This window comes from Candidatus Lokiarchaeota archaeon (assembly GCA_014730275.1).
Taxonomy (GTDB): domain Archaea; phylum Asgardarchaeota; class Thorarchaeia; order Thorarchaeales; family Thorarchaeaceae; genus WJIL01.
In genome coordinates this window covers 1-12,151 of record WJIL01000077.1, presented here as the reverse complement: position 1 = coordinate 12,151, position 12,151 = coordinate 1, and the positions used below count along the sequence as shown (strand labels likewise).

Below are 12,151 nucleotides of genomic sequence, written 5' to 3'. Positions count from 1 at the left end.
CTTGTTACACCTAGATGCCTGTCATTGCGGATGCTCTTGTCTTGAGAACCGCGTTGGTAATAGCTATTACTGCCATTTGTAGTGCCATCATAAGTACACCTAACACAGCAGCCGGCCCTCGACCATATAAGGGAGGTAAACCGGCCCTAACATCTTTGACCCAATATGTCAAAGGTGCCTGATAGTAATTTGCTGAACCTAGAAGAATACTTGTACTTACTTCACTAACCGAATATACGAAGGATAACAATGAACCAGCCAGTACACTCACGCCGATTAGAGGAATGACGATTTTTGCAAAGGTTTGGTTTTTGTTTGCTCCCACACTCATGGAAGCTTCTTCCAGTCGTTCTGGAGTCTGTTGTAACCCAGCATATGCAGCTCGTACTGTAAACGGAAATTTCCGAACAGTATACGCAATAATAATCAGAATCATGGGATAGTCCATGGGGAAAATGGGAGTGTTGTAGAACAACGTGAAGTAGCCAGTCGCAATAACAATACCTGGTAAAGCAATTGGTGAGGTAACCAATAAATCTAGTGCGGTACGCCCAGGAATATCCCGTCTGGAGATGATATAGGCCGCAGAAACACCAAGTAATACGATAAAGATTGTCGCAAGACCGGCGTATCCAAGAGTCCTAAGTATTGCATTTTGAATACTTGGATCCCCCAAGACGTTATAGTGAGACAATGTGAAAACAGGAATGATAGAGGCTGATTGATACTTGGATACGGAAAGAAGTATGACACTGATTTGTGGAATCAACGCATAGAAGAGAACGGGTATTAGAATTATGTACAATAAGGCGGTAGTCTTCTTGCTCAAAGTTCGTGTTCGAGGATTCCACTGACCACCCTTGCTTGCAGAGGTATAGCTGCGCAGACTAGCATATTTCCGAATCGCTAGGAAACCAACCAAAGCAAAAACTAGGAGTAACATGCCAATAGCGGGGCCGAGGGGATTGATAGATCCCGATTCAGCGGCTATACTGTCAAAAACTTGATAGGCTAAAACTCTTTGAGCTTGAGGATCTTCCGCATATACAATGGGGGTTCCTAAGTCTTCGATGCTGAGGATGAAGGTAAGTATGGCTCCAGCCTGAATACCGGGCATTGCTAAAGGAAGAGTTACTGTTCTAAAGAGTTGAAAACCTGATGCCCCCAGATTCTCAGCCTGTTCCTCAAGGGATGGATCAATCCCCATGAAAGAGGAATATGCATTGAGATAAACAAGCGAAAAGAATGAGAGCCCCTGTACAATAATAATGGCGGCTATTCCTCTGAATTCGAGTCTGGTCCAAGTCAGCCCAAAGAAAGAGAACAGTTGATATGCCGTATTGTTGAGAACACCATTTGCTCCAAGGAACCACTTGATTCCTATAGCGCCAATAAAGGGGGTTGAAAGCATTGGAAATAGGAGGATAGTTCGAAGGATGCCCTTGCCTGTGAAATCGTAGCGTGCCACAAGGAACGCAAAACCAGTCCCTAGAATAACAGCTATTCCAGTGACTATAACGGCGGAGTATACAGAATTCAAAATGACGCCCATTTCAATCCCGTAGATATACCGAATACCAGCTTCGGGATTGTATTGAATGATGTTGAAATCCTCTGGTCGCCATTGAGGGACAAATGAGGCATTTGTAAACAAATTGAGGATTATATCGAGTGTGAAACCATCCTCAGTGAAGAATGTACCCCAGACAACACTCAGCAGAGGTGCCACGAGAAAAATACCAAATACAGCTACAATAGCAACGAGCTGGACTATCGAAAGTGGATCCATCTCTCTTCGGAATCTACTCCAGCCACTACTAATTGTCTCTGAAAGCCCTTCTTTCAAAGAGCTTGCATTTTCGCGTGGATTCTTTAGAAATCGACCAATTCGAACAATTCCATTTCGAAGGGAAACAAAGAAGCCCTTGATTCTGGTACCTATTGAAACAAAAAATCCTGCTATCCCCCCAAAAAATGAGTAAAGGAAGTTAACGAGTGGATGTCGTGGTTCCTTTAGCTCAGACACATCAGCTTCTCTCTGTATCTCATCCGTTTCTGTCACTCGTTCACTTCCTTCATGCTTGATACTTGTTTCTAGGAACCAATCATAGAGTTCAAATCGGACAGGACCTGTGAATACTGGTCTATTGCTGCGTCTCTCCACAACTGTTGCATAGAGTCGTAGAACTCAGAATCGTAGATCATCTGTTCGTTTATCTCTTCGGCGTAATCGGTAGTGAACTTGTGGTCATCGCCATCTACGTTCACCGTAACCGGCTCACCCATCTGAGCTGCCAGTTGATTGAGCTGTTCTAGAGTGATATCCTCAGCGTAGTAGGCATCAACAATCGCTTTCCATGTGTCCACAAGCTCGTCATGAGGGTCGTTGAATACGGCCTCGAAATAGGCGGTGAAAGCCGTGTTTATATTGACCGACAGAGTCTCGTTGAACTCAATGCCTTCATTTTCTAGGGTCTGATTGAATAACGTGTACAAGCCGGTGTTTTCTTGCCCGAGCTCGGTTTGAAAAGCTGACTCAAGTACAGGCATTCTCCGGATTCCTTCACTCAACCAGAGTGATTGTCCTTCTGCTGAGAGAACGTAATCCAAGAATGCTCGAGAGGCATTCAGATGCTCGGTATTGTGCGATATAGCAATTGGGTCACCGTTCACAATCGATTCGCCTTCAGGGAGGATGTACTCACAGTCGGGGTTGTTGGCCTGTGTTGTATAACCATAGAAGTCGATAGACATGGATACACCAACATCTCCGTTTTCAGCGGCGGCCTGAGTCTCTACAGATCCTTGATAGAGCCTAGCGCTACCTGCCATTCGAGCCATAGTAGTCCAACCCTCATCCCAACCCATACCTTGAGTGATAATCTCGTAGATCCTGGTATTGGATGTGGTCTTTGGTGCGTTACCCATTGCGATTGTAGCGGTGGGAAGAAGACTCCCCCATATAGGCTTGGAAAGGTGAGTCCAGTTGTTTGGTGTGGGCAACTCGTACTCATCTAGGAAATTATGATTTACTGTGAACCCAAATGAGGAAATCGCTGCTGCAACCCAAATTGTTTCATTTTCATCGTTTTTCCGCTTCATCGCAGCGCCAGCAATAGTGTCAGGAACTCTGTCAAGTACTTCCTGCATGTAGTCACTTGTAAGCGGCTTGAGATACTCGTCTCTCTGCATTTGATCGAAGAGTGTAGGTCCACCGCCCCATAACACATCAACACCACCTGCTTCTACCACATCGTCCCAAAATTGAGGTGCTTGTGTTTTCCACTTCAAATCGGTGATACCATATTCTTCGGCAATGTCAGAAGCAAGAAAGGCTTCTTCATAAGCGGTATGTATTGCTGTATCATGTCGTGTAAGTATCGTAAGAGCTATACCTTGTTCTTCAGGTGCTCCTTGATTTAAGATAAAGAACACCGCTCCTGCCCCTACGATAGCAATCACAATAACCGCGAGCGCAATCGTCTTCATGTTCCGTCCTTTTTCTAGTTCTGCTCCAGAGGCCATCGGAATTCACCATTGAGCATTTTTTGGCTTCTCTCTATCATTCATGCATGAGAAGCTCTACTGAGTATGCTTCTAGCTTCAAGTCACTGAATGAGGATATTAAGTCTTTGGCAAGGAGAACAATTGAATGGGGATAGAATATATATTGGAGGGAAATACGATATTACCTGAATATTAGGCAAAGCTACTAAAAGCCTAAATACATGGACGGGCAAGAAACGATATGCCCGTTCTGAGCTTCAACAGTAATTGAAGTACAGAAGGAGGAGAACACAAGTATGATACTTGGACAGAATACTAGAAAGATGGTTACGGTATTGTTCATCGCCGCCATTTTTGTGCCTTATCTTGCTGTAGGTTTCATGCCTGCAAAAGTGAAAGCACAGGATGCTGGCAAAATCGTCTTTGACTATAGTCATGGACAGTACAGTGACTACATAGCTGGAAATGAAACCCACCCGGGTCAAGATTGGCACCTTCGGAACAATCTGACCGACATGGGCTGGGAAGTCGTCTGGGCCTTCGGAGGACTGAATGATTCAGTCTTATCTGATGCGGATGCCCTTATGGTAGCCGGCATTTACGGTGAGCAAGAAGGATTCGCTCAGTCAGAGATTAATGCGGTTGCAGATTGGTTCAACGCTGGCAACAAGTTCCTTTGGGTTGGATCAGACTCAGACTACGGTGGTGCTAGCTACATCAACGCCAACATGAGCGCGATGCTTGAGGCTGTCGGCTCTCACATCTATCCAGAGCCAACTTCAGTTGAAGATCCTGAATCCAACTGTGAAGCTTCCTATCGTGTTGTTGCCAACGAGACCAGCGATGATCCCTATGTTGCTGACATCGTAGATGGTGTCTCAAAGGTAATGATGCATGGTCCTACCTGCCTTTATGGAAGCACCTCAGCTACAGCGGGCGAAGATGCAGTTGCACTTGAAGAGACCGACATAGAGAACGTCTATCCACTTAGCTACTACGGAGATGCAGCCTACATAACCGATGCTGACTTGATTGCACCTTATGGCCACGAAAACGGTGACGAAGGTCCCCTTGTTGCCACAGCATTGGAAGTCAATGCAGGTGAAGCCGGTAACGGAATCCTCATAGTAAGTGGGGCATCAATGTACGGCGACTATCAGCCAATGTACACTGCAGAGTACTACGACATCACCATGGACGGATACAATCTCATCCTAAATGCCATCGGTTGGACGCCTCCAGCACAAATGGACTGGCTTCTGATTGGCGGTATTATTGGTGTCGTTGCAGTTGTCGTAATCATCATTGCCGTCGTAATGAAGAGAAGATAGAACAATAATCAAGAGGTAGCTTTGGCTTTGCCAATGCTGCTTCTTGTACTAATTTTTTTTGCAGTTTCATCAACATTCGTATGTGGAGCTTTGTTATTTCAAGCACCGCATAATGATTTTGAGTAGTTTTTAATAGCCAAGACTTACTCGTACAGTTATGCGAAAGGGTGTTGCTCTACTAATCATATTGATGTTACCGATGTTATCAGTCATGACTTTCACACCACCAAAGAAGGCTGATGCATGGGGAATAACAACACACATGTTCATGGTCTCAGAAGCAATGAACGGAATCAGTAACGATAGCTGGGCCGAGGCATACGAATACTATGCACCGGAAGTTCTGTCTGGTTCTACAACCCCAGATCAAGCTTGGCAAGACTGGGACAATCATCTATACTATCCAGAAACAGGCGAATACGATGCCCCAGAAGCTGCCCAAACATGGTTCGAATTTGCCAAGAACAATTTCACTTCAGGCAATTGGGAGGACGGTTTCTTCGCCGTTGGAGTTATGACTCACTACTTCAGTGACCCCTGTATTCCTGTGCATACCGATGAATATTGGCCAGGGCATGTTGGTTACGAACGAGATATCAATGAGAACCTCGGAGATCTTGAGATTGAACAACCTGGAGAATATGAAATCTCGAACGTTTCTCAGCTAGTTGTCGACTGCGCTACGTTCTCGCATCAGTACTACGATACCATCCGAGATGCTTATGACAATAATGATTCGAGGGCTCTTGATAACCCCGAAATCAAGAGCTTGACAGAGGAATGTTTGTCTATGGCCATAAATGGGTGTCTTTCACTGTTCTACACACTTAGCATGTATTGTGATGCACCTGAAGTAACATATACTCTCGAACATGTAGCTATGATTGACTTCGCGCATTCAAACGACTACACTGGAGCTGGTGATGAATCCGAGCTCACATCTGTGAATCAAACCCTAGCGCGAAACGGATTCGAAATGAGAATTCAAGAAGATGCATTCACAACAAGTGCCTTGGCAGACGTAGATTTGCTCATAGCCACATGCGGTCTTGATGCCTATACAAGCGAAGAGCTTTCGGCGATTTCCAACTGGACAGAAACTGGAAATAAGTCAATTCTGTTGACTGGCAGAGGTGATTTCGACGAGGATGTTGACAATGCCAGACCCAATCAAATCTTGGAAGCCATTGGATCATCTATCAGAATCAACGACGACAATGTCTACATGGAAGGAACGTATCAAGCATGGTACAATGATATCTATGACATCCCACCACCAAGCGAAACGGCCAATCTAACTCGCTCTGTTGGCGCCATTACGATGTTTTCTCCTGCAAGTCTGTACTTCCTTGAAGATGGGCCTCCACTCCCCATAGTATATGCTGATTCTACAGCATATCAGACAAACCAGCATCCTCCCAGTATCTCTGTTGCGTATGATATGACACAAGATGGTGAAAACGGAAATCAGATTCCGTTAGCAGCAGTGGAAGAAATCGGTTCATCAAAGCTACTAGTGGCAGGTACTACATTCTTCAGTGACTTTGATTACGGAAAAACGGCTTTGTTTAGCAATATCCAGTTGCTTGAGAACTTCCTGTCTTGGGGAATAGGAGAGGCAGCCGGAGAGATTTCGAATGAAGATGAAATCGGACCAAGAATTAGTGATATATCATGGTCACCTGAGTCCCCCCAAGATGATGAGAACGTAACATTCAGCTTCACTGTATCTGATCCAAGCGGTATAGAGAACGTCTCGCTCGTAATTGACGGTGAGTCATTATCGGTCACCGCAGATGGCAATGAATACTCTACCACGATTTCTGCGCCAAACCAAGGTAATGTTACCGTTACTATAATGGCCTATGACATGGCAGATAATCGAGCCATTAGAACTGGTTTCACAATAGAATGGTTAGATGTCCCTCAACCAGATGCGCCAGAGGTTGGCATTCCAACCTACGTTTACTTGGGGATTTTGGCTGTTGTTGTAATCGTTGGCGTAGCATTTGTCATCTACAAGAAGTAAGGTAGTGCATTGACAAAAGAAAGCGCTAGATCTACGTAAAAACCGATACATCTAGCGCTTTTTTCAATTTTTTACCCCTCTCCAAATGTTCATATGCTTTCCGGAGGAGTATATATGAGATATAGTTGGACAGGGTGCCTTACTTGTCAGTGAGTGGTCATTCCGAACTTCATAATGGCGAAATCGAAGAAGCTATCATATTGTCGTTTGGCTCAGCCATTATTGAATTCGAAGAAACGTTGTTCCAGAAAGTTCTGCTCATATCAGGAAAGCAGTCCCTCATGACCATGGATATGTTCAGAAAACATCTTCAGGAAATGCATGCCAAAGGATATGTCAAACCGGTAATTTTTCACGGTAGAAAATGTTGGAGGAAAATGGTCGTACTTGACGAAATTCAGCAAGATTTAACCCCGAGAGAAGTTAGAGAGACGATTTCTAGGGGTAAGAGCTATCAATCAAAAGCAAGGACTACACCTAGCGGGGAGGAAAAGGTTGTCAGTGAATCACGCGAAATTGCCGACCAGATACTGTCCCAGCTACAAGAGAAGCTTAGTTCGGGGGGTAAATTTCGACTTGACAAGAAAACCACATTGCGGCAAGAGACGGAGAAAATGCGTCGGGCGCTTGCCAACTCACCCAGGGCTTTTCTTGATTATGTGAGAATTCATTTGCCGACGCTCTATGAACCAATGAAGGAGTTACTTATGTCGAAAGGAGAGGACGTCATGCTACCAGCTTTTCGAATAGCCGAATGTATGTTGGCTGAGAGGTAAGTGGCTAGTATCTTCGTTGAACCAGAAACTCTGATAGCTCGATAAAGAAATTCTTGTAGTCTTTATCAAAAGCTGGAGTCGCACTATCAAGCGCATCCTGTCCTGAATCCAGAAGCTCATTCATTCGTACTTTTGCTGCTTCCAGAGCGCCGGTATCAACGAATATGTCTTTGACTTCCTGAACTTCTTCTGAAGACATGTCGGGTGTTCCTAGAAGCTCCTCTAAACGTTCTCTTGTATCTGGTTCTGCTCTTCGAAACGCCTCTAGCACGAGCATGGTCCGCTTACCTTCACGTATATCGCCTTCTGTTGGTTTGCCTGTTACTTCTTCATCTCCAAACGAACCCAAGATATCATCTTGAATTTGAAAAGCTTGGCCAACCCTCACCCCAAATTCACTAAGGGCGTTCATCTGTGAATCCGTGGCTCCTGCAATTGCTGCACCTATAAGAAGGGAATTCTCGAAAAGAATGGCAGTCTTCAGACGAATCATTTCAAGATACGTTTCGGGTGAAGGATTATGACTTCCGACCATATGCATTTCCAGAAGTACCCCATCAACCAATCCTTGATACGCTGTCTGATAATAATGCAAACATTTCGTACTTACTTCAGAAGGGAGATTCGCTGCGGTTATTGTCTGGGCGCCTATGTTGAGCAGGGAATCACCACCTATTATTGCCATTGTCATACCAAAATGCTGAGCCTTCTTCTCGATATCCTTTACCTTGTTCTTGTACCAATCACGATAGAGGGAATGAAAGGTGGGACCGCCTCGCCGAGTTTCGTCATTATCGATGAGATCATCATGGAGAAGGGAACCGTTGTGTAGAAACTCTACAGAGCAGGCCGCAAGGTAGAGATTCTCTACCTCGTTTCGTTCCTTGATCGCCTTGTAACCGGTAGAAACTAGAATTGGTCGTAGCCGCTTACCGCCCCGCATCATGTATTCCTTCACGTGACCGTAGTACTTCCGGTGAACGTCACCAAGCCTACTAACCTCTTCGATTCGTGAGTCTAGATACTCTTCAAGGGCTTCGTTAACCAGTTCATATTCGGCATCCACAATTTCTTGATATCCTGTCAAGGTCACTCCTCCGGACTTGCTACTCTGGGTTCTGATAACTCCTCCTTTTTAGCATTTCTCAATCTGTCGAACTACATTACAACACTAAGCTTAGTCCCCTTTCAGAGATTAGAGTCGTCGAAACCTGATTAATACCAACGAACAAGTATTCAAGATTAGGTTTATTTTGCTGTTTAGGCAACCATAACCTAGTATGAGAAGGAATTCCTCCCTATTTCTATTGGCAGTAGTGATTCTCGTTGTCCTAACACCTAGTATTTCCTCTGTTCCAACAGAATCTACTGGAGAGTTCAAACTAGAGAAAATCGATCCCAGTTGTCATATACCAGACTATTATGCAGTTGAGGTGCCCTGGTTTCATCAAGAACACAGCCTATCATGCGGACCTGCTTGCCTAAAAATGGTTTTTGCAAAGCATGGATGGACAATCGATGAGAGAGAGATTCAGCAGGCAGCAAATATGAAAGCATCACATGGTGGCACATGGACAGGAGACATGGTCAGAGCAGCGCACTTCAGCAATATGAGCACAGCGCTTGATAACGCAAGTCTTCAGGGCTATTCGCTCAAGCCTTGTGGGAGCGATTCAGTTGGTACGCGCCAATACGAAGAAGATGAAATGGATTTGCTCAGATGTTTACTGATTCAGGACCAAACTCCCATATTGCTGATGTGGTATACTGTTGCACATAGTTACGGGCATTATAGAGTTCTACGGGGATATGATGATGTATCGGAGACACTTTATTTCGCAGACCCCATGGGTTACAATGCTACTCTCGGAGTGAACTGGACACTTCCTTATGATGATTTCATCAACGAATGGTGGTCTTACAGCGGATACTGGCTGCAAGTGGTATCAGACTGGGAAATCAGTATAGATGTGGAAGAGAGTGCGTTGAATCCGTCCCAGTATGCGGTTAATACCACAATCACGACTGGAATTGACAATGACCTGAGACAAGCCCAATCAATTCTTCGGGACTGCTCAACCAAATTAAGTCTCCCAAATGGATGGGAACTAACTTCAGGAACAAAGGAGGTGTCCATTGAATTTGATCAGCACGGGATTGCCTCAGCTCAGTGGAGTGTAACTCAAGAGAATCAAAGTGCATTTGATAATATCACAGTAACTGCCAGTGCATTTGTAGGCGGAGAGACCAATTCGTATGATTCATACGAAGATATCATCTGTGCCTCCGAAACAGTCAATATATCTACACTTGACAAGCCATCCCTTGAAGAGATTAACATAACTCATACAGATGACGGGCTAGAACTGATAGCCAATATTGAGAATGCTGAATTCGTCGAAAATTGCCACTTGCTTTGGCGAAATGATCCCACAGATTGGCATGAAGTAGCTATGGAGGAAAGTGCTATGGGGTCATTTACTGCTGTAACCAAGATTCCCGCGCCGGGAACCGGAGAGAATGAATCCATGCAAGTGAGATTTGCTCTCACCGATAGAAGTGGAGAATGCATCAAGACAGAGGCGTATGATTATAGCTTCTATGAGTCACCGATACCAACCTCGCCAGCTATTTCGCCTTTGATTCCCGGAGCAGTAGCAGTAGTAACTCTCATTGGAATAGTTGTGATCGCTAATCAGTTAGGTCTCCTCAAATTCCGTGGGCGTAGCGAGTAGTTAGATTAGAATGAGCTAGTTAGACGCCAGCAAGCCCTAAGCCATGCAACTAGATATACAGTTTGCCCCGTAAGACGGTTACAGCCTTACCACTTACCTTGACCTGTTCGATTTTGTCTTCGTTTCCTCTGATTTCTACATAGATTTTTCCAGGACGGCCCAAGAAGTCACCTTGTTCGATAACTATGCTTGTGACGGGGTTTGATGAATCCATCATCCCATACCGTACCATGTACGAGGCCATGCCGCCTGCTGCGGAACCACTTACTGGGTCTTCAGGAACTCCCAAGCCAGGCGCAAAATGCCGAGCATGGGCATCAGAGGTTTCCTCCCGTGTATCACGACTGAAGACTTGGATAGATACATAGTCGGAATCTCTTCGCATTTCCTCAAGAGCATTCCAATCTGGGCGAATTCGTTCAAGAGATCTATATGTGCTGACAGGAATCATCAGGTGCGGTGTTCCCGTAGAGACGGTTTGAACTGGTTTTGGAGCCATGATATCGGCCAGAGTCAGACCGAGTGCATTAGCGTAATCCTTTGGATCATAGGTGGTCAGGAACTGCGGTGGTTGATGTGTAATCTGGATTTCGTATACTTGAGAGCGTTCATCCCGTACGGCTTCTACCTCAAACACGCCTGTATTTGTCTCAAGCGTGAACATAGTGATTTGATTGGTTGTCTCCGCGACACCTTCACTCAGCAGTGCATGAAAGGCAGCCACCGTAGCGTGCCCTGAGAAATTGATTTCCCGGTCTGGTGTCATGTATCTGAAACGATAGTCTGCAACATCAGAGTCTGATACAAATACAGTCTCCCGCACGTTGAACTCAGTTGATATCTTATGCATCGTGTCCCGACTCAGTTTATCAGCACCCAGAATGACTGTTGCTGGATTACCACCATACGGTACATCCGTAAACGCATCGGCATGCACGACATCAAGCTCGTATTCGTGAGGCATCTTCTAGCAGGCTCCTTGAAAATCTGTTAGTCGGGATACTAATTAACAATTCCATCAATCCCATATTGGAAGAGTCTCAATTCGGGAAGATGATGGAGGGCCTATTCATCCAATAGTATAGGGTGAAGATGTGTTTTCAGCCAAGACCAGATACGATACGAAAGCGGTACCCGAAGTTCTGAATCTTGTGAACAACCATTTTCCGTGCTTGTTGAAGAGAATCTATCATCAACAACAGGAGAAATTCTTGATTCTCTGATAGTCGAGTCGCCAATGAGGTACTTGGCATTCCTCGATTTCATGTATTCGATTCTTTCATTCACGCTGGTCCGCATCTTGTTCAATCAGATTTTACTACGCGAGTTTGAATAATATTGTTTGCTAAACCGCAGCAACGAACAAATGACGACATAATCAAAGATGGATTCGAGCAATTAATCACATAACATTATTATAGCTGAATTATCTCACAACTCTTCAGTGGGTACCTTTCCACGGTACACGGAGGTCGAGGGTCTTGCCTTTGCCTCAGAATAGAGACTTCTCTCGGCAAATGCCGCTGAGAGTCCCTTGGAAGGTATACCCTATGCAGAAGAACAAAGGATCTGGAGCTCCTCACCAGGAGGGAGCTGGCAGGACAGGAAGTGTTGAAGAGATTTCACCTAGGGGCACTTGGTTGCTTCAGCAACCGAGTATGTTGAGCTCTTCGATAGGAACACCGTTATCCTCGCAAAGTTCCCGAGAGAACCTGTAGTAGTAATAAAAGTCAGACTCATTGGCGTCAACTCCACTGTTGCGGGTTTTCGAGG

At 45.1% G+C, this 12,151-nt stretch carries 9 protein-coding genes; 4 read left to right on the top strand and 5 right to left on the bottom strand.

The window, feature by feature from the left end; translation table 11 throughout:
* Positions 1-10 precede the first annotated feature (10 nt).
* Both GF309_08700 and GF309_08695 read right to left on the bottom strand, forming a co-directional pair.
* Positions 11-2,164 carry an ABC transporter permease subunit gene (locus tag GF309_08700; GenBank protein MBD3158851.1) on the bottom strand — a complete coding sequence of 718 codons (2,154 nt, stop codon included), beginning with the start codon at positions 2,162-2,164 and terminating at the stop codon, positions 11-13.
* Positions 2,095-3,525, bottom strand: a complete 1,431-nt coding sequence (locus GF309_08695; protein ID MBD3158850.1) for an extracellular solute-binding protein — start codon at positions 3,523-3,525, stop codon at positions 2,095-2,097. The genes GF309_08700 and GF309_08695 overlap by 70 nt, the downstream gene beginning before the upstream one ends.
* A 278-nt stretch (positions 3,526-3,803) precedes the next feature.
* Between GF309_08695 and GF309_08690 the strand changes: the two genes are divergently transcribed.
* The 3 genes from GF309_08690 to GF309_08680 all read left to right on the top strand — a co-directional run bounded on the left by GF309_08690 (position 3,804) and on the right by GF309_08680 (position 7,643).
* Positions 3,804-4,838, top strand: coding sequence for a hypothetical protein (locus tag GF309_08690; GenBank protein ID MBD3158849.1), 1,035 nt, complete (start codon positions 3,804-3,806; stop codon positions 4,836-4,838).
* A 157-nt stretch (positions 4,839-4,995) separates the two neighbouring features.
* Positions 4,996-6,867, top strand: a complete 1,872-nt coding sequence (locus GF309_08685) for a hypothetical protein (protein MBD3158848.1) — start codon at positions 4,996-4,998, stop codon at positions 6,865-6,867.
* A 125-nt stretch (positions 6,868-6,992) separates the two neighbouring features.
* Positions 6,993-7,643 (top strand): hypothetical protein, encoded by a 651-nt coding sequence (locus tag GF309_08680; protein ID MBD3158847.1) that lies wholly within the window; start codon positions 6,993-6,995, stop codon positions 7,641-7,643.
* A gap of 4 nt (positions 7,644-7,647) precedes the next feature.
* Here GF309_08680 and GF309_08675 read toward each other — a convergent pair whose 3' ends face one another.
* Positions 7,648-8,730: a hypothetical protein gene (locus GF309_08675; GenBank protein MBD3158846.1), complete on the bottom strand. Its 1,083-nt coding sequence runs from the start codon at positions 8,728-8,730 to the stop codon at positions 7,648-7,650.
* Between the two features lie 193 nt (positions 8,731-8,923).
* On the opposite strand from GF309_08675, the gene GF309_08670 reads away from it, so the two are divergent.
* Entirely contained in the window at positions 8,924-10,378 is a 1,455-nt protein-coding gene (locus tag GF309_08670; GenBank protein MBD3158845.1) for a hypothetical protein, read from the top strand.
* 49 nt (positions 10,379-10,427) lie between these two features.
* Here GF309_08670 and GF309_08665 read toward each other — a convergent pair whose 3' ends face one another.
* Together GF309_08665 and GF309_08660 are read right to left on the bottom strand one after the other, a co-directional pair.
* The gene (locus GF309_08665) at positions 10,428-11,342 is read right to left on the bottom strand and encodes a PhzF family phenazine biosynthesis isomerase (protein ID MBD3158844.1); all 915 of its coding nucleotides are present in this window, start codon (positions 11,340-11,342) and stop codon (positions 10,428-10,430) included.
* Positions 11,343-11,443: 101 nt separating this feature from the next.
* Positions 11,444-11,665, bottom strand: coding sequence for a hypothetical protein (locus GF309_08660; protein MBD3158843.1), 222 nt, complete (start codon positions 11,663-11,665; stop codon positions 11,444-11,446).
* Positions 11,666-12,151: the final 486 nt, after the last annotated feature.